General features: G+C 46.7%; 19 protein-coding genes and 4 tRNA genes. 7 read left to right on the forward strand and 16 right to left on the reverse strand.

The features are described 5' to 3' along the window. Positions 1-3 precede the first annotated feature (3 nt). Complete coding sequence (locus AOC06_RS04480) at positions 4-846, forward strand: M48 family metallopeptidase (protein WP_215381604.1); 843 nt, start codon at positions 4-6, stop codon at positions 844-846. On the opposite strand, the gene AOC06_RS04485 is transcribed toward AOC06_RS04480, so the two are convergent. Both AOC06_RS04485 and AOC06_RS04490 read right to left on the reverse strand, forming a co-directional pair. Continuing rightward, complete coding sequence (locus AOC06_RS04485; RefSeq protein ID WP_215381606.1) at positions 843-1,094, reverse strand: hypothetical protein; 252 nt, start codon at positions 1,092-1,094, stop codon at positions 843-845. The two genes, AOC06_RS04480 and AOC06_RS04485, sit on opposite strands and share 4 nt — an antisense overlap. Before the next feature lie 66 nt (positions 1,095-1,160). Then, positions 1,161-1,616 carry a DUF4118 domain-containing protein gene (locus tag AOC06_RS04490; RefSeq protein WP_215281816.1) on the reverse strand — a complete coding sequence of 152 codons (456 nt, stop codon included), beginning with the start codon at positions 1,614-1,616 and terminating at the stop codon, positions 1,161-1,163. 45 nt (positions 1,617-1,661) lie between these two features. Between AOC06_RS04490 and AOC06_RS04495 the strand changes: the two genes are divergently transcribed. Together AOC06_RS04495 and AOC06_RS04500 are read left to right on the forward strand one after the other, a co-directional pair. Then, the gene (locus AOC06_RS04495) at positions 1,662-2,540 is read left to right on the forward strand and encodes an alpha/beta hydrolase (RefSeq protein WP_215381608.1); all 879 of its coding nucleotides are present in this window, start codon (positions 1,662-1,664) and stop codon (positions 2,538-2,540) included. Positions 2,541-2,546: 6 nt separating this feature from the next. Next, entirely contained in the window at positions 2,547-3,770 is a 1,224-nt protein-coding gene (locus AOC06_RS04500; RefSeq protein WP_112209209.1) for a TolC family protein, read from the forward strand. On the opposite strand, the gene AOC06_RS04505 is transcribed toward AOC06_RS04500, so the two are convergent. From AOC06_RS04505 to gltX, 5 genes are all read right to left on the reverse strand, one after another. Next, entirely contained in the window at positions 3,757-4,263 is a 507-nt protein-coding gene (locus tag AOC06_RS04505) for a hypothetical protein (RefSeq protein ID WP_215378969.1), read from the reverse strand. The two genes, AOC06_RS04500 and AOC06_RS04505, sit on opposite strands and share 14 nt — an antisense overlap. 137 nt (positions 4,264-4,400) lie before the next feature. After that, positions 4,401-4,477 (reverse strand) — tRNA-Asp (locus AOC06_RS04510). Between the two features lie 48 nt (positions 4,478-4,525). Further along, a tRNA-Glu gene (locus AOC06_RS04515) sits at positions 4,526-4,601 on the reverse strand. Positions 4,602-4,632: 31 nt separating this feature from the next. Next, positions 4,633-4,708: transfer RNA gene (locus AOC06_RS04520), tRNA-Ala, on the reverse strand. A 78-nt stretch (positions 4,709-4,786) separates the two neighbouring features. Beyond that, positions 4,787-6,184, reverse strand: a complete 1,398-nt coding sequence (gltX, locus tag AOC06_RS04525) for a glutamate--tRNA ligase (RefSeq protein WP_215378971.1) — start codon at positions 6,182-6,184, stop codon at positions 4,787-4,789. 64 nt (positions 6,185-6,248) lie between these two features. On the opposite strand from gltX, the gene hslO reads away from it, so the two are divergent. Next, on the forward strand, positions 6,249-7,214 hold the full coding sequence (hslO, locus tag AOC06_RS04530; RefSeq protein WP_215378973.1) for an Hsp33 family molecular chaperone HslO: 966 nt from the start codon (positions 6,249-6,251) through the stop codon (positions 7,212-7,214). 3 nt (positions 7,215-7,217) lie between these two features. Here hslO and ftsB read toward each other — a convergent pair whose 3' ends face one another. The 4 genes from ftsB to pyrG are packed head-to-tail and all read right to left on the reverse strand — an operon-like array spanning position 7,218 to position 11,429. Continuing rightward, on the reverse strand, positions 7,218-7,547 hold the full coding sequence (ftsB, locus tag AOC06_RS04535; RefSeq protein ID WP_215335634.1) for a cell division protein FtsB: 330 nt from the start codon (positions 7,545-7,547) through the stop codon (positions 7,218-7,220). Between the two features lie 24 nt (positions 7,548-7,571). Beyond that, positions 7,572-8,858 (reverse strand): phosphopyruvate hydratase, encoded by a 1,287-nt coding sequence (eno, locus tag AOC06_RS04540; protein ID WP_215378974.1) that lies wholly within the window; start codon positions 8,856-8,858, stop codon positions 7,572-7,574. Positions 8,859-8,883: 25 nt separating this feature from the next. Further along, positions 8,884-9,738: a 3-deoxy-8-phosphooctulonate synthase gene (gene kdsA, locus AOC06_RS04545; protein ID WP_215378976.1), complete on the reverse strand. Its 855-nt coding sequence runs from the start codon at positions 9,736-9,738 to the stop codon at positions 8,884-8,886. Positions 9,739-9,767: 29 nt separating this feature from the next. Further along, positions 9,768-11,429 carry a CTP synthase gene (gene pyrG, locus AOC06_RS04550; RefSeq protein WP_215378977.1) on the reverse strand — a complete coding sequence of 554 codons (1,662 nt, stop codon included), beginning with the start codon at positions 11,427-11,429 and terminating at the stop codon, positions 9,768-9,770. 108 nt (positions 11,430-11,537) lie between these two features. Between pyrG and AOC06_RS04555 the strand changes: the two genes are divergently transcribed. The 3 genes from AOC06_RS04555 to AOC06_RS04565 all read left to right on the forward strand — a co-directional run bounded on the left by AOC06_RS04555 (position 11,538) and on the right by AOC06_RS04565 (position 14,954). Then, positions 11,538-12,023 (forward strand): DUF2147 domain-containing protein, encoded by a 486-nt coding sequence (locus AOC06_RS04555; protein WP_215378980.1) that lies wholly within the window; start codon positions 11,538-11,540, stop codon positions 12,021-12,023. 6 nt (positions 12,024-12,029) lie between these two features. Beyond that, positions 12,030-12,218 (forward strand): superinfection immunity protein, encoded by a 189-nt coding sequence (locus AOC06_RS04560; RefSeq protein ID WP_215350820.1) that lies wholly within the window; start codon positions 12,030-12,032, stop codon positions 12,216-12,218. Positions 12,219-12,368: 150 nt separating this feature from the next. Further along, positions 12,369-14,954, forward strand: coding sequence for a bifunctional aconitate hydratase 2/2-methylisocitrate dehydratase (locus AOC06_RS04565; protein ID WP_215378983.1), 2,586 nt, complete (start codon positions 12,369-12,371; stop codon positions 14,952-14,954). A gap of 67 nt (positions 14,955-15,021) precedes the next feature. On the opposite strand, the gene AOC06_RS04570 is transcribed toward AOC06_RS04565, so the two are convergent. The 5 genes from AOC06_RS04570 to lon all read right to left on the reverse strand — a co-directional run bounded on the left by AOC06_RS04570 (position 15,022) and on the right by lon (position 23,924). Next, positions 15,022-15,777: a spermine/spermidine synthase domain-containing protein gene (locus tag AOC06_RS04570; protein WP_215378985.1), complete on the reverse strand. Its 756-nt coding sequence runs from the start codon at positions 15,775-15,777 to the stop codon at positions 15,022-15,024. Positions 15,778-15,787: 10 nt separating this feature from the next. Next, complete coding sequence (gene purL / locus AOC06_RS04575) at positions 15,788-19,825, reverse strand: phosphoribosylformylglycinamidine synthase (protein WP_215378987.1); 4,038 nt, start codon at positions 19,823-19,825, stop codon at positions 15,788-15,790. Positions 19,826-19,853: 28 nt separating this feature from the next. Further along, complete coding sequence (locus AOC06_RS04580) at positions 19,854-21,320, reverse strand: peptidylprolyl isomerase (protein WP_215378989.1); 1,467 nt, start codon at positions 21,318-21,320, stop codon at positions 19,854-19,856. A 35-nt stretch (positions 21,321-21,355) separates the two neighbouring features. Then, positions 21,356-21,431 (reverse strand) — tRNA-Val (locus AOC06_RS04585). A gap of 60 nt (positions 21,432-21,491) precedes the next feature. Further along, the gene (lon, locus tag AOC06_RS04590; protein ID WP_215378991.1) at positions 21,492-23,924 is read right to left on the reverse strand and encodes an endopeptidase La; all 2,433 of its coding nucleotides are present in this window, start codon (positions 23,922-23,924) and stop codon (positions 21,492-21,494) included. Positions 23,925-24,088: the final 164 nt, after the last annotated feature.

The following is a 24,088-nucleotide window of genomic DNA, read 5'->3' on the forward strand; positions in this document are numbered from 1 at the left end:
CTCATGAGGCTTCTTATAAGCCTCATTTTTATTGCATGTCTGATGGCATGCGCTAACACGACTAGACCGGGTGCAGTTGGCATTAATCGCTCACAATTCATGGTGGTCTCTACAGCCGATGTGAATAGACTATCAGCCGCCGACTTCGAAGAGCAGAATAAAAAGGCCAAACAAAAGAATGTTCTGATTACTTCAGGGCCTACCTACGATCGCCTAAAGCATGTTGCTGATAGGTTAATTCCGCAAACTGCAGTATTTCGGGATGACACCCGAACTTGGGATTGGCAGCTGAGTTTGATTCAATCTCCTACTCTAAACGCAAGCTGTGCCCCCGGCGGGAAAATTACCTTTTACACGGGCATCATCGAGCAGCTTAATTTGAATGATGCTGAAATAGCAGCCATCATGGGTCATGAGATGGCGCATGCCCTTCGTGAGCATGGTCGAGAACGCATGTCTGAAGCAATGACGCAGAGTGCACTAACTAACGTTGCTCTTGCGGTCGCTGGCGCAAATTACGCCACAGGGATCAATGCGGCAAATCAGCTCGCACAATATGCCTTGGTGCTGCCTAATTCACGACAAAATGAGTCTGAGGCAGACGCGATTGGACTCGAACTAGCGGCGCGGGCAGGATATGACCCATATGCTGCAATTACCGTATGGGAGAAGATGCTCAAAGCTACTCAGGGGAAAAATCCACCAGAGTTTTTATCTACCCATCCATCTGGCGAAACCAGAATTGAACAATTAAATACATTGATACCCGCAGTGGAGCCTTTATATCTGAGCGCCAACAAAGCGCCTCAATCACCGCCAAACAAAACAAACACTAAAACGAATTAATTTTTCGCAGCTGGGGAGCTTGGAATATTAGGACCCTGCTTTGATTTCACGGGTTGAGCTCCAGGAGAAACTGGGGCTGTGGGGGCAGGTTTTACAGGCTGACTTGCAGGCCCTGAAGGACGGACGGCGCTGGAGTTGGCACCGGCAGAAGTCGGCGATTTACCAGCAAAAGGATCATAGCCAAAGCCAGCCGCTTGGGCTGCAATGGACATAGAAAGACCGATAAGGATCGCTAGTAAAGACTTCATCCCAATATTCTCCCATAGGAAACCGGAATTTGCCAAGATTTACCAGATATCGAGGTTTGAACCCCTTTAATCGCGTACTTCCTGCTCGCGTGCTTTTTTGAGGGAGAGGCTAGCTTGAGTTAAAAGGCGGAAATTGCTATCACTCACTTTAGAGATCAGGACAGCCTTGTAACGCTCTCGCTGGAGCCATTCCACAATCGCAACAGCGATAAACGCGATCAAAATATAAGAAATAAAAACAAAGCCGTCTTGTGGCGTTGGCATGTCATAAGAATCAAAAGGCGGTACAAAGAAGAAAAAGGCAATTGGTACAGAAAGAAAAATCGTCAACAGGCTGGGGATGAAGCCATAAAACAAGGCAATGATGATGGTGTTGAGGATAAAAAAGGTCATTGGAATATTGCCCTGCAAGAAATCATGGAGGCTATACCGTATGCTAAATGCGACAAAAACGCCGAATATTGCAAAAAAATACGCTTGGATCCCGGAATGGGCCCACCGTTTCGAATTCTTAATCTGCATAAGTAATAATGTCGTAATTAATTAATAGGCATCTAATTCGACTCAATGACATCCATAGCCGAGCAAACAGACCGATACGAGACATTCTATCAAGGTAATTCAGGCCATGCGGTAGTTTTATTGCCAGGCCTTTGCGGTTCAGAGCTGGAAATGGGCGTCATTCCCCGACTCCTAAAACAGTCAAATCACACCTATACAGTACCTAAGATCAATGGCTACTCTGCCCATACCGGCCTTTCAAACTATCAAGAGTGGATCGATAGCGTAGACCAATTTATTACTGACCTTGCCCAATCGCATAACTCTGTTTCTGTTGTTGGATTGAGTATGGGCGCGACGCTCGCTCTGGCGGTTGCAGCACAAAATAGTAAAGCTCATAGCGTGGTTGCTCTTTCCCCTGTTTTTATATTTGATGGCTGGGCAATCCCTTGGTATCACCCTTTCCTCGCCCTGGTATTTGCGTTGGGAATCCGTAATTGGCACTACAAAGAAAGAGAGCCGTTTGGCGTCAAAAACCTTGAATTAAGACGCCATATCCGAAAAGCGGTCATGGCTAATAGTGTGAGCGAGCTTGGCGCCGCCCATTTACCTGCAGTTCACCTCTATCAGTCCTTGGAGCTCATTAAGGCAACTAAAAAAGAACTCAGCTCAATAACAGCAGACGCTTTAATCATTCATGCGATTGATGACGAAACTGCATCGCCAAAGAATCCAGAAATAATCCTTAGGGGAATTTCCTCCGAAACCTGTCGAATGATTTGGCTTGGTAATTCTTACCATATGATCACTGTGGATAACGAACGAGAAGTGGTTGCAAATGAGGTCAATAATTTTATTAATCAGGCACTTGAAAAAGAAAAGATCGTTGATAGGCTTGCTGTAGACACGCCTAATCTCGTGATCAAAAATCGTTCTAGAAGTTAATTGATTATGAAAAAAATTTCTATCTCGATCTATAGCTTTCTATTCACATCATTTTTTGTAACGGGTGTCCAAGCACAGTCCTTGCCGCCTTTCAAAGTAGACAATACCCAGTATAGAAGCGTCAGTTTAGGCAACTATCTTAGCGAGCTAAACGAAGAAAATGCCAACCTCAAAATACGCAGGCTGAATATTGCCTCTGCCGACGCAAATGCTAAAGATGCTGGGATGCCCTATCTAAGTCCGATTCTTACCTATGCTCGCGGCAGTATGTATACCCAGGCTCCATATGCTGGTTATACCAACCCTGCCTCCAACACTTTGGGCGCCATGGTCACAATAGAAGGTTGGGGAAAGCGCTCTGCACGCGAGGCTCAAGCCCAAGCGGATGCCAAACGTAAATTGGCTGAGATGATTACGGAGGGCAAAGCAATTGAAACTGAAGCGATGTTTAACTATATAGACGCACTACGCACCAAACTCTTATGGCAGTCCTACCAAGAGGCGATCGATGCGCTAAATCAATATCGCGCTAGCGGATCTACTCAAGCTGCTGAGTTTATTGCTGCACAAAAGGTTCTTGCAAACGATTTGAAGTACTACTCCTATGGCATGGCCAATTTTGTTGGCAAGACAGGCTCCGAACTGATCATGCCGGTTGGCACCTTAAATATAGAAGCAAAAAACTTTAAAGTGGAAGACTTAATTGCTCGAGCTCAAGAAAATCGAGCCGATATTGCTTCAGGTCAGGCAGCTGTTGAGTCAGCAGCAGCCAATTTGGAGGTGGTCAAAGCAAGCAAAAATATTGATTTTTTACCTGGCGTTTACTATACCCAAACCCCCTCTTATGCATCCAGCGGCATCAACTATGGAACTCAACAAGCCTTTAGCTTTTTATTGAACGTCCCCCTGGGTAATGGTTTTCTGATGAATTCCGATGTAACCACTGCTGCTAATAGCCAGGCTGAGCTTGAGGTTAGCTTGATGGCAACAAAGGCCAAAATCGTGACCGAGATTAATCAGACCTATCTTCAATACCAGTCTGCAAAAGAGCGTTTGGAGGCAGCCACTAAGGCTTATAACCAAGCCAAAATGAGCAAAAATAACATCCAGGGAATTTTGCGATTTCGCGATGCGGAATATGAGCTTTTTGATGCTCGTACTGTGCATGCTAAAACTCTGATACTCTTAGAAAGACTAAGCGGCAATTTTGAAGTGCCTAATTTGCACTAGGAGCAATCATGAGACCGATTTCATTTGTATCTGCGGCATTACTAGTAGCTTTCATTGGAGCAATGGGTTCCAGCGTATTAGCCGTTACAGAGACTGCAGCCCAAAAGGCTTCTGCTGCAGCCTTACTTGCCCAACAACAGGCAGCAGCTAAAGCAGCCGCAACCGCTGCGGCGGCAAAAGCAGCCGCAACCGCTGCGGCGGCAAAAGCAGCTGCAGCTGCAGCTGCTGCAAAAACAGCCGCCTTGAATACGGCTAGTAAAAGTACTACTTCTTCTGTATCCAGTTCAGTCGCTAAGCCAGCTTCGGCAACTACCACCTCCACTGCTAGTAATACGAGCACTACTTCTGTAAGCTCTTCAACCAGTAGTTCAACGACCACTTCAAGCGGTACGAGTAAATCTTCAACATCATCTACAACCTCTTTAGCAAGTACAGCCAAGACAAGCCCATCCAATGCAGTTACATCAGGCGGTACAGGCTCCTCTAAAGCCAATACCTCTTCAGGCAGTGCTAGTTCGAACGCAACTGATAGCTCTAATTATTTAAGCGCTTCGCCGACAGACAATAAAAAGTAATTTTTCAGAAATGGAATATAAAAAAGCCCTTTTAAAAGGGCTTTTTTATTGAATTTGGCGGAACGGACGGGACTCGAACCCGCGACCCTCTGCGTGACAGGCAGATATTCTAACCAACTGAACTACCGCTCCAAATTACATCGAGTAATACCAATACTGCTGTGCAACAACCAGAAAATCTGGCGTCCCCAGGGGGATTCGAACCCCCGTACTCACCGTGAAAGGGTGATGTCCTAGGCCTCTAGACGATGGGGACCTGGAACACTACAATTATCTCGCAGATTTATTGGTGGAGATAAGCGGGATCGAACCGCTGACCTCTTGCATGCCATGCAAGCGCTCTCCCAGCTGAGCTATACCCCCTAAATCTCGCAAAATAACCACAAGACAATCAAAACAATCCAAGATTTTATCCTATTTTGTCCATGAGAGGCAATTTACCTAGCTGGCAACCTTAGCAAGGCGTTTTAAGCTTTCTTCTTTACCCAAAACGACCAAGACCGAATCAATGGCAGGCGTTTGGGTAGTGGCGAATAAGGCATACCTCACTGGCATGGCAAGTGCCGGCATTTTTAACTGGTGTTTTGCCAGCACCTGTTTGAAGGCGGCTGAATAGGCTTCCTTGCTGGCATCTGTTTGTTCAATTGCCGCTATCAAGTCTGCAATCACAGGCTTAATCCCGCTCGGTATATTTTCAGCAATCTCAGCTTCTGTCAGTGCTGGTGCTGGCGAGTAAAACAGTTTTGCACCCTCTGCAATTTCAATTAAGGTATTTGCTCTATCCTTTAACAAGGAGACTACTTGAACAAAGTTTGGACCCTGCTCTATATCGATACCACGTTCATCTGCAAAGGGTCTAACAGCCTCTGCTAATAACTTTGGATCAGCCTCTTGAATATAGTGATGATTCAGCCAAAGCAACTTTTCAGGATTATGCTGGGCTGGGGATCTGCCAAGATTAGCAAGATCAAACCAAGCAACAAATTGCTCTTTAGTGAAGACTTCTGCGTCACCATGCGACCAGCCTAAGCGAGCAAGATAGTTCAAAATTGCTTCAGGTAAATAACCTTCTTTTTGGTAATCGCGCACACTCATAGCCCCACTGCGTTTACTCATTTTCTCGCCCTGGTCATTTAAGACGGTCGGTAGATGGGCGTAGATCGGTGGGTTAGCTCCAAGTGCCTTAAGAATATTAATTTGCCGTGGCGTGTTATTCACGTGATCATCGCCTCGAATAACATGGGTGATTTTCATATCAAGATCATCAACAACAACGCAGAAGTTATAAGTTGGCGTCCCATCCGGTCTTGCGATTACGAGATCATCTAGCTCATCATTGCTGATTTCAATTCTGCCTTTGACGGCATCTTCCCAAATGACTGAGCCCCCAATAGGATTTTTAAACCGGATCACTGGAGAAATATCAGGTGGAATAGCGGGAAGCGTTTTGCCAGGCTCTGGACGCCATAAGCCGTTATAGCGTGGCTTCTCTTTATTCGCCATTTGCAGATCACGCAAACGATTGAGCTCGTCTTCACTCATATAGCAGGGATAAGCCAAACCACGATCGAGCATTTGCTTAATCACTTCGCGATAACGATCAATGCGTTGCATCTGGTAGATTGGTCCTTCATCTATATCCAAGCCTAACCAAGCCATACCTTCGAGAATCACATCGACTGATTCTTGGGTTGACCTCTCTACATCGGTATCCTCAATTCTTAGTATGAAGTCACCGTGGTTATGGCGAGCAAAAGCCCAAGGATATAGAGCGCTACGAAGATTACCCAAATGAATAAAGCCCGTTGGACTAGGGGCGAAACGTGTACGAATTTGCATAACTTCTATTATCTCAGGTCAGGCTTAATCTGAACAATTCTGAAAAACGTGGATACTTTGGGGTATGAATGAACTTCTCGTATTTATGTGTGATGGCGCCCCTGTCAGGGGGGAAATTGTCTCGATTGGCACTGCATGGCAGGCAATCCTAGAGAGACGCAATGATCCACCCGCTGTTCAAAAGGTATTGGGTGATTTTGTAGCTGCAGCCACCCTACTAAGTGCTAGCCTCAAGTTCGACGGAACCCTCATTATTCAAGCCCAAAGTCTTGGACCAATCTCCTTGCTAGTAGTCGAATGCAAATCCGATCTATCCATGCGGGCTACTGTCAAACTGTCTGTAGATCCCTCTGAAATTGCTGCTGATGCCACCCTTGCACAAATGCTGGATGCTAGCAACACTGGCCGACTGGTCATTACGCTTGACCCAGCTGACCGTCAAGCCGGCAACCCCCCATATCAAGGCATTGTGGCCTTGCAAGACCATCAAGGCGCAGTAATAAGACCAGTTGAAAGCGTATCGCAGGCCATTAGCCTCTACATGCAAAATTCTGAACAATTGGATACCCGAATTTGGTTGGCCTCCAACGCTACTCAGGTGGGCGGCTTACTCTTGCAACGTTTACCGGATTCCGGTGGTCACGCTCATTTGGATCCACATACTGAAGCAGAAGGCTGGATCCGCATCCAGGCGCTCGGTGAGACCATTACTGATGAAGAGCTTTTAACACTGCCGCCAGAAACAATCCTGCGTCGCCTGTTTTTAGAAGAGTCATCGCACTATGGCGTACGCAGCTTTCCGAGCAGACCCATTCAGTTTGCTTGTCGCTGCTCTCGGACTAAAGTCGCAGATATTCTGAGAATGTTGGGTGACGATGAAGTGGAGAGCATTTTGACTGAGCAAGGCAAGGTAGAAACCGCTTGTGATTTTTGCGGCAAGCAATACGAGTTTGATGCCGTTGACTGTCGCCAAGTGTTCAGCACCAACTCTCTGAGCGATGCTACCCGACCACCATCAAGCGGGCATTAAAGACTATTTGCTTTTACTAGCCTTTATGCCATCTGCCGAGTCTTGATTTGGTGTAACTGCCTCTTTTGGCAGAATTTGAACAAAAAACTCACCTTCCTTGATCATGCCGTGCTCTACACGGGCACGCTCTTCAATCGCCCGAGTGCCATCTTTTAAGTCGGCAACATCGCCAGCAAGCTTAGCATTCCGAAGTGCTAAAGCACCATTCTTAGCCTGTTGGAGCTGAAGTTGCTTCTCCATCTCATAAACCTTAAGCCAGCCACCCTTGCCCAACCATAGCGGATATTGAATTACCAGAAGTAATACCAACATGGAATAAACAATGATGCGCATAGTCGTATCGGGAGGCTTATTGAACTATCGCTTCAGATTGTAGAAAACAGATTTACCTGGATAGCTGGAAACATCGCCTAAATCTTCTTCAATGCGGAGCAATTGATTGTATTTGGCGATGCGGTCTGAGCGAGAAAGTGATCCCGTCTTAATTTGACCAGCATTGGTGCCAACTGCAATATCCGCAATCGTACTATCTTCAGTTTCGCCAGAGCGATGCGAGATGACCGACGTGTAATTGGCACGCTTGGCCATTTCGATGGCAGCAAAGGTTTCAGTTAAAGTGCCGATTTGATTGATCTTAATTAAGATGGAATTCGCAATACCTTTATCGATTCCCTCCTGCAAAATTTTTGTATTAGTAACGAAGAGATCATCGCCCACCAGTTGAATCTTTTTGCCAAGCTTACGGGTAATGTCTGCCCATCCATCCCAATCGCTTTCATGCATACCATCTTCGATCGACACGATCGGAAATTGATCGGCGAGCTGACCAAGGTAGTCGGAGAACTCGCTTGAGGAAAGTTGCAAACCTTCACCAGCCAATTGATATTTACCATCCTTGTAAAACTCGCTAGCAGCACAATCTAAGGCCAGTAAAACGTCATTGCCAGCTTCATATCCAGCCCCTTCAATCGCTTTGAGAATCGTACTTAAACATTCATGATTGCTTTTAAAGTTTGGGGCAAAGCCGCCCTCATCGCCCACCGAGGTCGGCATACCTTGGGCGCCGATGATTTTTTTGAGTTCATGAAAGATCTCCGCACCACAGCGCAAGGCTTCTCTAAAACTTTTTGCACCAACCGGCATGATCATGAATTCTTGAATATCTAGACTGTTATTGGCGTGCGCACCACCATTCACGATATTCATCATGGGTACTGGGAGCTGCATAGAGCCAGAGCCACCAAAATAACGATATAAAGGCAGGCCAGCTTCTTCGGCAGCCGCTCTCGCAACGGCCATGGATACCGCAAGAGTAGCGTTAGCACCCAAGCGCGCCTTATTGGGTGTGCCATCCAATTGAATTAAGGTGTGATCTAGAAAAGCTTGCTCTGAAGCATCAAGACCCAAAATAGATTCAGCAATTTCGATATTGATGTTCTGAACTGCTTTCAAAACACCCTTACCTAAGTAACGCGTTTTATCACCATCACGCAATTCAATTGCTTCACGTGATCCAGTAGATGCGCCAGAAGGCACTGCTGCGCGACCCATCACGCCAGATTCGAGCAGTACATCACACTCAACGGTGGGGTTACCGCGAGAATCTAAAATCTCCCTGCCGATGATGTCAACAATGGCGCTCATGTAAATCTCCTAAAGACAATGTGAATTATTTAAAGCTATTTTCTAAAAAGGAATTGCCCTTTTTAACCACGGTATCGATTGCAACCAATGATTCCAGAAGCTCTTTCATGCGATTTAAGGGAACGGCATTAGGGCCATCCGATAGCGCTTTAGAAGGCTCAGGATGGGTTTCCATAAAGAGGCCGCTGATACCAACAGCAACCGCAGCTCTAGCAAGCACGGGCACAAACTCTCGTTGACCGCCACTGCTATTGCCTTGACCGCCAGGTAATTGAACCGAGTGGGTTGCATCAAATACCACTGGGGCATTCGCTTCGCGCATGATAGCGAGGCTACGCATATCAGAAACTAAATTGTTGTAACCAAAAGAAGCGCCGCGTTCACAAACCATAAACTGATCTGCTAGGTTAGCCTCCTTTGCGGCTGCTCTGGCTTTCTCAATCACGTTCAGCATCTCGTAGGGGGACAAGAACTGACCCTTCTTGAAGTTGACTGGCTTACCGCTTTGAGCGCAAGCGCGAATGAAATCAGTCTGCCTGCACAGGAAGGCTGGAGTCTGGAGCACATCCACTACTTTAGCCACTTCAGCAATTTCGGTAATGTCGTGTACGTCAGTTAGCACTGCTACGCCGATTTCGCGCTTCACCTTAGCTAGAATTTCTAACCCCTTCTCCATACCAAGGCCACGAAATGATGTGCCAGAAGAGCGATTGGCTTTATCAAATGAAGATTTATAGATAAATGGAATATTGAGTGCACTCGTGATCGCTTTTAGCTCACCGGCAATATCCAAAGCAGATTGTTCTGACTCGATGACGCAAGGGCCGGCAATTAAAAAGAAGCGCTGATCTAAACCAACATTAAATCCACAGAGTTTCATGAAAAGTCCTTAGATATTCTGATGTGGCATTAGGCTGCTAACTTCTGCGAAGCATCGTGGTGAGCAAGCGCGGCTTTAATATAGGCAAGAAATAAGGGGTGCCCATCACGTGGCGTTGAAGTGAATTCTGGATGGAATTGCACACCAAAGAACCATGGATGCATGGCTTGCGGCAGCTCCATCATTTCAGGCAAGGACTCGCTTGGTGTTCTAGCGGAAATAATCAGTCCGGATTTTTCAAGGCGTGGCACGTAAACGTTATTCACCTCATAGCGATGACGATGTCGTTCATTCACTTCGGCGCCATAGATTTTGTGAGCCAAGGTATTGGGCTGGACTGGGCAGCGTTGCGAACCTAAGCGCATTGTGCCGCCAAGATCAGAGTCATTGCCGCGTTTTTCAACTCGACCTTCACGATCTTTCCATTCTGTAATTAAAGCGACAACAGGATGGTCGGTATCAGGATCAAATTCGGTACTGTTTGCTTGCTCGATATGGGCAACATGACGAGCAAACTCAATCACAGCCAATTGCATACCAAGACAGATTCCTAAATAGGGGATTTGATTTTCTCTTGCATAACGAATTGCCGCAATCTTTCCTTCGGTGCCCCGTTTACCAAAACCACCAGGCACCAGGATCGCATCTAAATTACTGAGGCAGTCAACACCATTGGCCTCAATCTGCTCTGAGTCGATATAGGTAATATTGACTTTAGTGTGATTGTGGATACCTGCGTGACGCAAGGCCTCTATCAACGACTTATAGGATTCAGTGAGATCAACGTACTTACCAACCATACCAATTGTCACTTCGTGTTGTGGGTTGGCCATTTCATAAACTAAGTTGGCCCACACGGAAAGGTCTGCAGGTTTAGCCTGGATATCCAGTTCGCGGCAAATTAAATCATCCATTTTTTGTGCATGGAGCATCTCTGGAATCTTATAGATCGTATCTACATCCCAAACAGAAATGACGGCTTCTTCTCGTACGTTAGAGAAGAGTGAAATTTTCGCCCTCTCATCTTCGGGTATGGGCCGATCCGCACGACATAACAACACCGTTGGCATGATGCCGATCTCACGTAACTTTTGTACAGAGTGTTGAGTCGGTTTCGTTTTTAACTCACCTGCGCTGCTGATATAAGGCACTAGAGTTAAGTGGACGAAAGCGCAACTGTGCGCCGGCAAACGTAAACTCATCTGTCTCGCAGCTTCCAAGAACGGAAGTGATTCGATATCACCCACAGTCCCACCGATCTCGCAAATTGCTACATCGGCCTTTCCATCATGACTAGCAAGGGCACCACGCTCTACAAAGGCCTGAATTTCATTTGTAATATGGGGAATAACTTGAACTGTTTTACCTAGGTACTCACCGCGGCGCTCTTTGCGAATCACGGATTCATAAATTTGACCAGTTGTGAAGTTATTGCTCTTACGCATCTTTGCTGACACGAAGCGCTCATAGTGACCCAGATCCAGATCCGTTTCCGCGCCATCTTCTGTAACGAAAACTTCGCCATGCTGAAACGGGCTCATTGTGCCTGGATCAACGTTAATGTAGGGGTCTAATTTTAGGAGGGTGACTTTCAGGCCGCGGGATTCGAGAATCGCGGCAAGCGAGGCAGCTGCAATTCCTTTCCCTAGAGAAGAAACCACGCCACCAGTGACAAAAACGTATTTAGTCATCGCTTAAGCTCTGTTGGAAAAAGTAATTATAACGATAGCTGGGGAACAAGTTCAGATTTTAAGCAGGTTAAGATGACAGAAATGCACCCTAAGGGAATCCTAAAATTCATGAAAAATCTCCTCAACATTGCTGATCCAACCGCTATATACAAAGCAAGCGCCTTATTCGCCATTAGCGCACTGATGGGCTTGATGAGCTCATTAGCCCTAGCCCAAGATACCGGCTCCATCGTAGGACTCTGGAAAACCTTTGATGACGACACCAATCAACCGGCGGCACTAGTCCAGATCAATGAGCAAAATGGTGTTTTTGTAGGCAAAGTGAGCAAAATTTTGGATCCAAGCGGTTTGCCAACCTGCGTCAAATGTAGCGACTACCGCAAAGACAAACCCGTAGTGGGCATGGAAATTCTCACTGGTTTAAAAAAGGATGGAGATAACGCCTACTCCGGCGGAAAGATCCTGGATCCAGACGATGGGGAAATATATAGCGCAAACATCAAATTACTTGAGCAGGGCAATAAACTAGATCTGCGCGCCTACCTAGGCATTCCCTTAATTGGTAGATCCCAGACCTGGATTCGTGAAAAATAAGCAGCTATGCGCCTCTTTTTTGCCATCCTTCTTAGCATTGGTACCCTCTTCTACCTACTGCCTTTTGCCATTGCCTTCAACAAGCGCCGCGCCAATACTGGGGCTATTTTTGCCTTAAATCTCTTTTTAGGCTGGTCATTATTGGGATGGGTGGCAGCACTCGTTTGGGCGCTGAAAGAAGAGACTGTGATTTAAGCCTTTTTTTGGTGAATTTCCCCAAAAAATCAGTAGTAAAACCCATATTCACGACACATATGTGGATTTACAATGAATGTGTTCAGGTATCGAGTTTGATCGATCCTGCCTGGCTTTTCCAATAGTTCACTTCATTTCATAGGAAATACGATGTTAGATGCCTACAACGCCCAAGTTGCTGAACGTGCAGCCCAAGGGATTCCAGCCCTCCCCCTAACTAAAGACCAAACTGCCAAGCTGGTTGAGTTATTAAAAAGCCCCGCAAAAGGCACAGAGGCAGAACTCGTTGAGCTCATCACCCATCGCGTGCCTGCAGGTGTGGATGAGGCTGCCATGGTGAAAGCCGAATTCTTAGATGCCATTGCCAAGGGCACAGAAAAATCCCCTTTAATCTCGCGTATTAAAGCGACTGAATTGCTGGGCACCATGCTTGGTGGCTACAACATAAAGCCCTTGGTAGATTTATTGTCTGATTCTGAGTGTGGTGTAACTGCTGCAGAAGCTCTCAAGAAAACCCTCTTGATGTTTGACTACTTTAATGATGTGCATGAACTAGCTGAAAAAGGCAACGCAAATGCCAAAGCTGTCATGAAAAGTTGGGCCGATGCAGAATGGTTTACCAGCAGACCAGCAGTGCCAGAGAGTATGAAGCTGACCGTCTTTAAGGTAACCGGCGAAACTAATACCGATGACCTCTCTCCTGCGCCTGATGCTTGGAGCCGCCCTGATATTCCTCTGCATGCTACGGTGATGCTCAAAAATCCACGAGCTGGCATTGAACCAGATGAGCCAGGTGTTCGAGGACCGATGAAACAAATTGCTGAGCTCCAGAAAAAAGGTAATCTCATCGCATATGTTGGCGATGTGGTGGGTACTGGTTCATCACGCAAGTCTGCTACCAACTCGGTTTTATGGTGGACTGGTCAGGATATTCCATTCGTACCGAATAAGCGCTTTGGTGGGGTTTGCTTGGGCGGCAACATCGCTCCAATCTTCTTCAACACCATGGAAGATTCTGGTGCCTTGCCAATTGAGCTTGATGTTTCCAAAATGCAAATGGGTGACGTGATTGAATTACGTCCTTATGATGGCAAGGTATTTAAGGATGGTCAGGAGATCACCAGCTTTGCTCTCAAGTCACCAGTAATTTTGGATGAGGTTCGTGCTGGCGGTCGCATTCCTCTCATTATTGGTCGTGGTTTGACGGCAAAGGCACGTGCTGCTTTGGGCCTGCCTGCTTCAACAGAGTTCCGTCTGCCAGTCAGCCCTGCTGATAACAAAAAAGGGTTCACCCTCGCCCAGAAGATGGTTGGTCGGGCTTGTGGTTTACCTGAGGGTCAAGGCGTTCGCCCCGGCACCTATTGCGAGCCACATATGACTACTGTCGGCTCTCAAGATACCACCGGCCCAATGACACGCGATGAGCTGAAAGACTTGGCTTGCTTAGGATTCTCTTCAGACCTCGTGATGCAAAGCTTCTGTCACACATCGGCCTACCCAAAGCCAGTGGATATCCGCACTCAGCATGAGTTGCCTGCTTTCATGACTAACCGCGGCGGTGTTTCTCTTCGCCCAGGTGACGGCGTGATTCACAGCTGGTTAAATCGTTTGCTGCTACCCGATACCTGCGGTACTGGTGGTGATAGCCATACCCGTTTCCCCATTGGTATCTCCTTCCCCGCTGGTTCTGGTTTAGTGGCCTTTGCTGCTGCGACTGGCGTAATGCCTCTGGATATGCCTGAGTCTGTATTGGTCCGCTTCAAAGGCAAGATGCAGCCAGGAATTACTTTGCGCGATTTAGTAAATGCGATTCCTTTGTACGCGATCAAGCGTGGTTTACTGACCGTAGAAAAACAAGGTAAGAAAAATATTTTCTCAGGCCGCATTCTAGAAATCGAAGGATTACCAGAGCTCAAAGTTGAGCAGGCCTTTGAATTGTCTGATGCATCAGCCGAACGTTCAGCCGGTGGGTGCACAGTGCACCTAAATAAAGAGCCCATCATTGAGTACATGCGTTCGAACATTACTTTGATGAAGTGGATGATCGCCAATGGCTATGAAGATAAGCGCACTTTATCGCGTCGCATTAAAGCCATGGAAGCCTGGATTGCTAATCCTCAGTTGCTCAAAGCCGATGAGAATGCCGATTACGCTGAGATCATTGAGATTAACGTTGAAGAAATTAAAGAGCCTATCTTGGCCTGCCCTAATGATCCAGACGATGTGAAGTTCTTGTCTGAAGTTGCTGGTGACAAGATCGATGAGGTATTCATCGGCTCTTGCATGACCAATATTGGTCATTTCCGCGCGGCAGGCCAGGTGCTTCAGGGTAAGAAAGATATGCCTACCCGTTTATGGATAGCGCCTCCTACCAAAATGGATGCAATGACGCTGATGGAAGAAGGTTATTACGGCATGCTTGGCAGCACTGGCGCTCGTATGGAAAGCCCAGGTTGCTCGCTTTGCATGGGTAACCAAGCTCAAATTCGTAAAGGCTCAACTGCAGTCTCTACTTCAACACGTAACTTCCCAAACCGTCTTGGTATCGACACACGAGTGTACCTAGCCTCCGCTGAATTGGCTGCTGTTGCCGCGTTGCTCGGCAAGCTCCCTACCCCTAAAGAATATTTAGAGCAGGTGCAGAATTTGAGTAGTAAAGCGGAAGAGGTTTATCAATACATGAACTTTGACAAGATGAAATCATTCAGCGATGTAGCTGATACAGTGACTGTCTAGCTTTAATTTAGTTGCAATGCAAAAGGCGATCGATTGATCGCCTTTTTCTTTATCAAGATCTCAGTACTTATATTCTGAGATGAGCCTCTTGACGCGCATTCGCCTGGCTTAGTCCTTTTACCCAGCTACGTGTTGGTAAGTCTGTTTGCTCTTCTAATAATTGAGCGCGTTTCTTCACAACCTGCCATTGGGCTTCTAAAGTCGGGCCTTTAAAAGCGATTGCAACTACATTGCAATCATGTGACTCAGGAAATAATAGAACACGGTCATTAAATGCTTCGCAGATATTATTTAAATTGATATCGAAACTCTGATGGCGCGAGAATAAGTTCACCGTCATGATGCCGGGAGCATTTAGTGTTTGATAGCAGTTACGGTAAAACGCTAATGAGCTTGCTGCTGGACCATCACAAATCGCATCATATAAATCAACCTGAAGTGCGTCGAATTGTTGATGATTCTTTAAATCAGCAACAAAGACTTTGGCATCAGTTTGGATTGTCTTCAAACGACGATCATCGTCTGGGGTGTTGAACATCGTTCTTGCAGCAACAATCACCGCCGGATTTAGCTCAACAACGGTATTGATGACAGAGGGGCAGTGACGATAGGTAAATTTAGTCAATGCCCCCGTACCCAATCCCAGCTGGGCAACCTGCATCTTCGGTTTGGTTTCAAGAAATAAGAGCCAAGCCATCATTTGCTGGTTATATTCGAGGTAAATCTCATCGGGATCGCGGATGCGCATTGCCCCTTGAATCAGTTCGCTGCCAAAATGGAGATAGCGAATACCACCGCTCTCCGAGAATGTAACGGGTTCCATTGCTAACAACTTAGTTGGCCCAGTGTCGGGCATTACGGAACAAGCGAAGCCAAGGGCTTGCACCGTCCGGTGTATCCAGCCACTCGGGCGGGCACCAGCTCATTTGCACAGCTCTAAATACGCGCTCAGGATGCGGCATCATGACTGTAAAACGACCATCTGCAGTCGTTACACCCGTTAAGCCACCTGGAGAGCCATTGGGATTTAGAGGGTAAGTTTCGGTAGCTTGACCGTAATGATCTACAAAACGTAGCGTGGCAAGATTTTGATTCAAAATCGTTTCAAGATTGCCCTGTTGGCTAAAGTTTGCATAACCTTCACCATGGGCGATTGCGATTGGTAGCTGGCTACCAGCCATGCCTTGCGTAAAGATGGATGGTGATGGCATGACCTCAGCCATTACCAAGCGCGCCTCGTACTGCTCTGATTGATTGCGAGTAAATTTAGGCCACGCTTGCGCTCCAGGAATAATGCTCGAAAGATTGCTCATCATTTGACAGCCATTGCAAACACCTAAAGCAAAGCTATCTTGACGATCGAAGAAGGCTGAAAATTGATCTCGCAGGGCTACATTAAAGAGGATGGTTTTAGCCCAGCCTTCACCCGCACCTAATACATCGCCGTAACTGAAGCCACCGCAAGCAATCAGGCCGCGGAAGTCTGCCAAGTTAGCTTTTCCAGATAGTAAGTCAGACATATGCACATCATGACTATCAAAACCAGCTGAGTGCACTGCATAAGCCATTTCTACATGGGAATTGACGCCCTGCTCGCGCAATATAGCAACCTTCGGTCTCAGATTTTTTTGAATGAATGGTGCAGGAACATTTTCCGCAATATCAAAACTCAGTTTGGGGGACATACCTGGATCAGTCAGATCATCTAAGCGCTGAAACTCACTGTCAGCGCACTCTGGGTTATCACGTAATCTGGCAATTTGATAGCTAGTGTTACTCCACATTTTTTGGAGCACTTGACGAGGTTCAGAGAAGATTTTTTTGGCGTCGCGCCAAATCTCGATATTGCCATTGTGATTTGGCTTCGCAATCACATGACTATGCGCGCTTAGGCCATGATCGCGAAGTGTTGAGAAAACTGCGTCACGTTGCTCACGGCGAACCTGAATAACAACGCCTAACTCTTCATTAAACAGCGCTCGCAAAGTTTGTTCGTGACGACGTCCTTCAATTTGTTGTGCCCAATTCTTCGCATCGCCATAATCAGGCTCGTGATCGCGATCCAGGGTAATCATATCGACATTGATTGAAACGCCGCAGTGACTTGCGAAAGCCATCTCTGATATGCAAGTAAATAGACCGCCATCGGAACGATCGTGGAAGGCCAAGATTTTGCCGTCCTGCTTCAAAATACTGAGAGCTGTTACAAGGGACTTTACATCTTCAGGATGATCTAAATCGGGGGTGAAATTACCGGACTGATTGAGGACTTGAGCCAAAATGCTGCCAGCCATACGATTTTGACCCCTACCGAGGTCGATCAGAATCAATTCGCTCTCGATGGGCTTGCCATTACGATCGTTGAGTAATAGCAATGGGGTGAGAGTTTTACGAACATCAGAAACTGCTGAAAAAGCAGAAATGATCAATGAGACTGGGGCGGTTACCTTTTTGCTATCCAAACCATCCTGCCACTCAGTCGCCATTGATAGAGAATCTTTGCCAACTGGAATAGAAATTCCGAGCGCTGGGCAAAGCTCCATTCCGATCGCTTTAACTGACTCATACAATTTGACATCTTCGCCAGGAGAGCCGCAAGCTGCCATCCAGTTTGCGGATAACTTGACACCATGAAGATCTGAAATATCTGCCGCCAATAAATTGGTTAGCGCCTCACCCACTGCCATGCGAGCTGCCGCTGGTGCATTGATGACAGCTACAGGAGTGCGCTCTCCCATGGTCATGGCTTCGCCGCGGTATCCCTGGTAATCCATCAAAGTGACAGCACAATCAGCCACGGGTACTTGCCATGGACCGACAAAAGGATCACGAGCATTTAAGCCGCCAACCGTTCGGTCGCCGATCGTAATTAAGAAGGATTTACTCGCTACCGTAGGTTGCTGCAAAACCCAGGCAATACAGTCAGCCAACTTGGCGTCGGTGAGATTGAGGTCGGAAAAATGCTGCTCCACAGTTTTCACTTGGCGATGCATACGGGGTGGTTTACCCAGCAAGACCTCCATCGGCATATCGATTGGTAAAGCAGCCTCAGGGTCAGCAGATTGTTTACTATCGCTGAGCTGAAGCTGTCGCTCATCTGTTGCAACCCCAACGATGGCATAGGGGCAGCGCTCACGCTCACAAAGCGACTTCAGTAGGTCAATATCGTCTTCTGCAATTGCTAGTACATACCGTTCTTGAGATTCATTGCACCAAATCTCAGCTGGACTCATGCCGCTCTCCTCGAGCAGAATATTTCTAAGCTCGAACTGCGCACCTAAATTAGCGCCATCGGCTAATTCAGGAAATGCGTTTGAGAGACCACCGGCGCCAACATCATGAATCGAGACAATTGGATTATGTTCGCCCATGGATCGGCAGGCATTAATCACTTCTTGAGCGCGGCGTTCCATTTCTGGATTGCCGCGCTGTACTGAGTCGAAATCCAGATCGGCAGTATTTGTACCAGTGGCTACCGAGCTACCCGTTGCCCCACCCATACCAATCCGCATTCCAGGACCACCTAGTTGCACTAGTAAGTGCCCAGCCTGAATCGGTTTTTTGTGTGTATGAATTGAATCGATCGCTCCAATCCCACCCGCAATCATGATGGGCTTGTGATAGCCTCGACGCGAACCAGCTAAGGTTTGCTCAAATACGCGGAAATATCCGCCCAAAATTGGTCTACCGAATTCATTATTAAAAGCCGCTCCGCCTAAAGGGCCATCAATCATGATTTGCAGAGGGGTCGCAATCCGATCTGGTTTCCCATAGACTTCAATCTCCCATGGCAAATCCGTTCCTGGAATATTCAGATTCGAAACTGAAAAACCAGTTAATCCCGCTTTCGGCCGCCCACCAATTCCCGTGGCACCTTCATCCCGTATCTCGCCACCCGCACCAGTTGATGCGCCAGGAAATGGTGCAATTGCGGTTGGATGATTGTGGGTCTCCACTTTCATCAATGTGTGAACCAAACGAGTCTGTTTTTGGTACTGTTGCTTTGGTCCCTGAGGCTGCCATACTTCGGCCTCGCAACCTTCCATAATCGCAGAGTTATCCGAATACGCCACCACTGTGCCTTCTGGATGAAGTTGGTGGGTATTACGAATCATTGCAAACAAAGAGCGATCTTGATCTACGCCATCAATTGTCCAGCTTGCATTAAAGATTTTGTGTCTACAGTGCTCACTATTGGCTTGCGCAAACATCATTAACTCGACGTCGCTAGGATTGCGCTGCAGACGTTGAAAGCTTTCTAAAAGATAAATAATTTCATCCTCAGAAAGCGCTAAACCCAATTCTTGATTCGCTTGATCGAGGGCTCGCTTGCCCTCACTCAGGATGAGAATGCGTTTGAGAGGACGATCTGGCAGAGTTTGGTAGAGAGGATCAACGGCGGCAATATCACGAACCACAGCCTCAGTCATTCGATCATGAAGTGCAGCCAAAATGGCATCAGTTTGTTTGACATCTAACTCGTGACTGCTTTGCCAGGAGTATTGAATACCTCGCTCAATCCGCAGAATATCCAAGCCACATTGCCGGGCTATCTCTGTGGCCTTACTGGCCCAAGGAGATACAGTACCAAAGCGCGGTATCGAAATGGCTTGATATTTTTGATTGGAATCTTTGTTGAACCAACTGCCCTTCGCTTTTAAATGACTAACAAAAGGGTCGCCATAAGTTAATAACTGACTTAACAATTGGCGGTTGTTTGGCGATAACTCTGTATCAGTCCAAATGAAATGAATATATTGCGCTTCGATAGCCTCTAACTGGATGGCTTGAGCGGAGAGCGAAGCTAAAAGTCGCTGTTGGCGAAAGGCTGAAAGGGCATCGGCCCCGAGTAAAAAACTGAAAAATGACATGCTTAGATTATAAGGTTAAGCTAAGCAATTACCCTCCAGCATTACCGGTATTAACGGGCTTTAAAGGGTTGATGATCTTCACATTGGCCGCATCGCGCCAATAGCTCATAAAGCCAGCAAATTCTTCCTGCGCTGCTAATGCCTGAATTTGTTGTGCCTGAGCTTTATGGAGCGCAGGATCTGCTCCACTAGCCTGTCTGACCTGATCAATACGATATAGGGTTGTACCAACACCTGGGTTGGCCACAGAAACTACTGCCGGTAACTGCTTGCTGTCAACCGTCATGATCTGGTCCAAGGCAGTGCCTGCAAGACTACCTGGTTTATTTCTAGAGATCCAGAAAGCTTTCGTAAATCCGGTTGAATTTTGTGGATCTGATTTAAGGGCGGCTAACTTTTCTGCCGCAGCATTCGTAGCCAGCTTTTCTGCTGAACGTTGCGTCACTTGACGCTTGATTTCGCCACTCACCTCATCGAAAGCGAGCGTTTGCGCTGGATGAAAAGCAATCACCCGCGCAGATACATATATGCCAGGAGATACCTGAACCGCTTCAATATTGCGTTTATTTTTTACTGCATCATCGCTAAATAGCGATTGAATGACTTTAGGATTTGTTAAAGGATGCCCATAACTTAGACCAGATGCACCGCCACGCGTCAAGCGTTGCTGTTTTTGGATATCGAGTTTTAGCTTGTCTGCAGCAGGCTTGAGGCTATCGGGCTGATCATAAGTAAGGTTAGCAAATTGATCCGCCTTATCGGCTAAGACTTTGGCATCACCCTTTGGGTCTAACTTCAAGACGATGTATTCAACATCAATATATTCAGGACTTTGAAACAGCTGTGTATTGGCAGCATAAAAGTCTTTAAGCTCTTGCGTAGATGGACTTACCTTACTCAAATAATCCTTGGCTGTGAACTCAAGGGTTTGAACTTCTCGCTCTGACTCATACAAAGAAGAAATGATTTCCGATAGCTTAGGACTCCCAAGTTCAGTCCGAGCAACAGAACCAACCAGTTGCTGAATCTTGAGATCAAAACTTTGGCTGGCATAGAACTGCTCTTCATTCATGCCATTGTTAGAGAGTAATTGCTTAAAGCGGACATCATCAAAGCTACCGTCTTGTCGATATAAGGCCCGAATTTGAGGAATACTTTGAAGGCTACGAATGAGTTCTTCTTTGCTGACCTGCAAGCGCAGTTTATTTACGGCAAAACCGAGCAATTGTTGCTGTAGAAGTTCATTCAGAATGGCCTGACGAAATGGCTGGCTTTGAGCAATTTGAGGGCTACCGCCAACCCGTTGAGCTTGTCGTTTAGCTGCGTTATCTACTTCTTGAGCGGTGATTGGGCGGCCGTTCACTTTAATCAGGTCGGTTTCTTTATCGAAGAACCCGGTGTAACTCGAAATCCCGAACATCAAGAATGAAGGGACAATGAACAGCATCAACACGATTTGAAGAATCTTTTGATGCTTACGAACGGTATCGAACATGAAGGTATCGCCGGTACTAGGCTAGGAATGGGGGCTGGTGGGCGCTGACGGGATCGAACCGCCGACATTCTGCGTGTAAGGCAGACGCTCTACCATCTGAGCTAAGCGCCCCAAAATATTACAGTCGAGATTGTAACCCAGGAGCCCTAACTTCGGTACTTTAGACCGAAATTAGTGCTTCAGGACTTCCCCAACCGCTCCCTTTTCAGTTGCTTTGCTCGCCTCACTAGCCTTTTTGGCCAACTCTTCGGGGCTTGGCTCAGGCAATGCCTCAGGTTTACGTTCCAAGGCAAGTTCGAGGACATTGTCGATCCAGCGCACCGGAACAATCTCAATTGCATTCTTGACGTTGTCAGGAATATCAATCAAGTCCTTTACATTTTCTTCTGGAATCAATGCCAACTTAATGCCACCACGATGCGCAGCCAGGAGTTTCTCTTTAAGACCGCCAATGGGTAATACTTCGCCACGCAAAGTAATCTCACCGGTCATTGCCACGTCAGAGCGAACTGGAATACCAGTCAAAACAGATACCAATGCAGTAGTAATCGCAATGCCAGCTGATGGTCCATCTTTGGGAGTAGCGCCTTCAGGGAAGTGAATATGGATATCCTTCTTCTCGAAGGATTCATCCGTAATGCCCAAGCGCCGGGAACGTGAACGAACTACAGTTCTTGCAGCTTCGACCGACTCTTTCATGACATCACCCAAAGATCCGGTGCGAGTAATAACACCCTTACCCGGCATGACCGCCGCTTCGATAGTCAGAAGATCACCGCCGACCTCAGTCCAAGCCAAACCAGTCACTTGACCAATTTGATTCTCTTTTGCGGCTAAGCCAAAGTCATACATGCGCACAGATAGGAACTTCTCCAAATTATCCGCATTCACAACAATTGGTGCAGACTCTTTTTTGAGTAAGAGAAGCTTAACGACCTTACGGCAGATTTTGCTGATCTCACGCTCTAAAGACCGCACACCAGCTTCACGCGTGTAATAGCGAATCATGCTACGCACTGCGCTTTCCTCAATCTTCAACTCATCTTTCTTCAAGCCATTATTTTTGACCTGCTTTGGAATCAGATAGTTCACGGCAATACTGGTTTTTTCATCCTCGGTATACCCAGCTAGACGAATAATTTCCAAGCGATCTAATAAAGGACCGGGAATATTTAAAGAGTTTGCGGTAGCAACAAACATCACATCCGAAAGATCAAAGTCCACTTCAACATAATGATCTTGGAATGTATTGTTTTGTTCTGGATCTAAAACCTCAAGCAGAGCACTAGCTGGATCGCCCCTGAAATCCATTCCCATCTTGTCAACTTCATCAAGCAAGAACAAAGGATTGCGTACGCCAACTTTAGTTAAGCTTGTCAGAATCTTGCCAGGCATTGAACCGATGTAGGTACGACGATGACCTCGAATTTCAGACTCATCGCGCACCCCGCCTAATGCCATCCGCACAAACTTGCGATTTGTCGCGCGTGCAATCGATTGACCTAGAGAAGTTTTACCAACGCCAGGAGGGCCTACTAGACAGAGAATAGGCGCTTTGACACGGTCAACACGTTGCTGAACAGCAAGATACTCCAGAATGCGTTCTTTGACCTTATCCAAACCATAATGATCCTCATCCAAAACCTTCTCTGCATTGGTTAAGTCATTATTGATTTTGCTTTTCTTCTTCCAGGGCAAGTTCACCAAGGTGTCGATGAAGTTGCGAATGACTGTTGCTTCAGCAGACATGGGTGACATGAGCTTGAGTTTTTTCAACTCTGACTCGGCTTTTTTCAAAGCTTCTTTCGGCATGCGAGCAGTTTTGATCTTCTTCTCTAACTCTTCGAGATCAGCACCCTCTTCGCCTTCACCCAATTCCTTCTGAATAGCTTTGACTTGCTCGTTCAAGTAGTATTCGCGCTGACTCTTTTCCATTTGACGCTTCACACGTCCACGAATGCGCTTCTCTACTTGCAAAATATCAATCTCACTCTCGAGGTCAGCCAAGAGACTTTCTAAACGCTGCACAACATCATTCATTTCAAGCAAGCGCTGTTTCTGCTCAAGCTTGACTGGTAAATGAGCACAGATCGTATCCGCTAAACGGCTAGGCTCGTCAATACCCCCCAATGAAGACAAAATTTCTTGGGGAACTTTTTTATTGAGTTTTACGTACTGGTCAAACTGAGCCATGATGGCACGTCGTAAGGCTTCTGTTTCATGCGCATCTAGCGCGTTAATAGCTGTTGGTGTTGCCTCACAGTTGAAGTAACCAAGACTATCTTCAATTTGACTCACTTCAGCCCGCTGGACGCCTTCAACCAATACTTTGACAGTGCCATCAGGCAACTTGAGCATTTGCAGGATATTGGCAATACAACCTACTTCATAAAGATCTTCTACGGAGGGCTCATCTTTAGCTGCCGCTTTTTGGGCAACCAAGAGCACGCTCTTCCCGGTTTCCATAGCCGCCTCAAGAGCCTTAATGGATTTAGGGCGACCCACAAACAATGGAATCACCATATGAGGGAATACAACCACGTCCCTTAAAGGGAGCAATGGGAGTTGAATTGGTTCAGAGGGTAGTAATAAGTGGCCAGGCATGGGGCAAATCCTCCAAAGTAGTCAATTCTAGATAAATACCCAAAATAATGTAAACACTATATGGGGTAGGTATTTCTGAATAGGATACTACCTATATGGGTCACACTTTGTAAAAAACAAGGGGAAAATAGCCATAAATGAGCAAAAAAGGCTCAAAAAGGGAC

Origin of the sequence: Polynucleobacter paludilacus, assembly GCF_018687595.1 — a bacterium.
GTDB lineage: Bacteria > Pseudomonadota > Gammaproteobacteria > Burkholderiales > Burkholderiaceae > Polynucleobacter > Polynucleobacter paludilacus.

Coding starts and splice junctions, on each gene's coding strand:
- AOC06_RS04495 (WP_215381608.1), top strand. CDS start 1,662: ATGACATCCATAGCCGAGCAAACAGACCGATACGAGACATTCTATCAA.
- AOC06_RS04580 (WP_215378989.1), bottom strand. CDS start 21,320: ATGTTCGATACCGTTCGTAAGCATCAAAAGATTCTTCAAATCGTGTTG.
- gltX (WP_215378971.1), bottom strand. CDS start 6,184: ATGCAAATTCGTACACGTTTCGCCCCTAGTCCAACGGGCTTTATTCAT.
- purL (WP_215378987.1), bottom strand. CDS start 19,825: ATGTCATTTTTCAGTTTTTTACTCGGGGCCGATGCCCTTTCAGCCTTT.
- AOC06_RS04490 (WP_215281816.1), bottom strand. CDS start 1,616: ATGCAGATTAAGAATTCGAAACGGTGGGCCCATTCCGGGATCCAAGCG.
- AOC06_RS04500 (WP_112209209.1), top strand. CDS start 2,547: ATGAAAAAAATTTCTATCTCGATCTATAGCTTTCTATTCACATCATTT.
- eno (WP_215378974.1), bottom strand. CDS start 8,858: ATGAGCGCCATTGTTGACATCATCGGCAGGGAGATTTTAGATTCTCGC.
- kdsA (WP_215378976.1), bottom strand. CDS start 9,738: ATGAAACTCTGTGGATTTAATGTTGGTTTAGATCAGCGCTTCTTTTTA.
- AOC06_RS04560 (WP_215350820.1), top strand. CDS start 12,030: ATGCGCCTCTTTTTTGCCATCCTTCTTAGCATTGGTACCCTCTTCTAC.
- ftsB (WP_215335634.1), bottom strand. CDS start 7,547: ATGCGCATCATTGTTTATTCCATGTTGGTATTACTTCTGGTAATTCAA.
- AOC06_RS04555 (WP_215378980.1), top strand. CDS start 11,538: ATGAAAAATCTCCTCAACATTGCTGATCCAACCGCTATATACAAAGCA.
- lon (WP_215378991.1), bottom strand. CDS start 23,924: ATGCCTGGCCACTTATTACTACCCTCTGAACCAATTCAACTCCCATTG.
- pyrG (WP_215378977.1), bottom strand. CDS start 11,429: ATGACTAAATACGTTTTTGTCACTGGTGGCGTGGTTTCTTCTCTAGGG.
- AOC06_RS04480 (WP_215381604.1), top strand. CDS start 4: ATGAGGCTTCTTATAAGCCTCATTTTTATTGCATGTCTGATGGCATGC.
- hslO (WP_215378973.1), top strand. CDS start 6,249: ATGAATGAACTTCTCGTATTTATGTGTGATGGCGCCCCTGTCAGGGGG.
- AOC06_RS04565 (WP_215378983.1), top strand. CDS start 12,369: ATGTTAGATGCCTACAACGCCCAAGTTGCTGAACGTGCAGCCCAAGGG.
- AOC06_RS04485 (WP_215381606.1), bottom strand. CDS start 1,094: ATGAAGTCTTTACTAGCGATCCTTATCGGTCTTTCTATGTCCATTGCA.
- AOC06_RS04570 (WP_215378985.1), bottom strand. CDS start 15,777: ATGGAACCCGTTACATTCTCGGAGAGCGGTGGTATTCGCTATCTCCAT.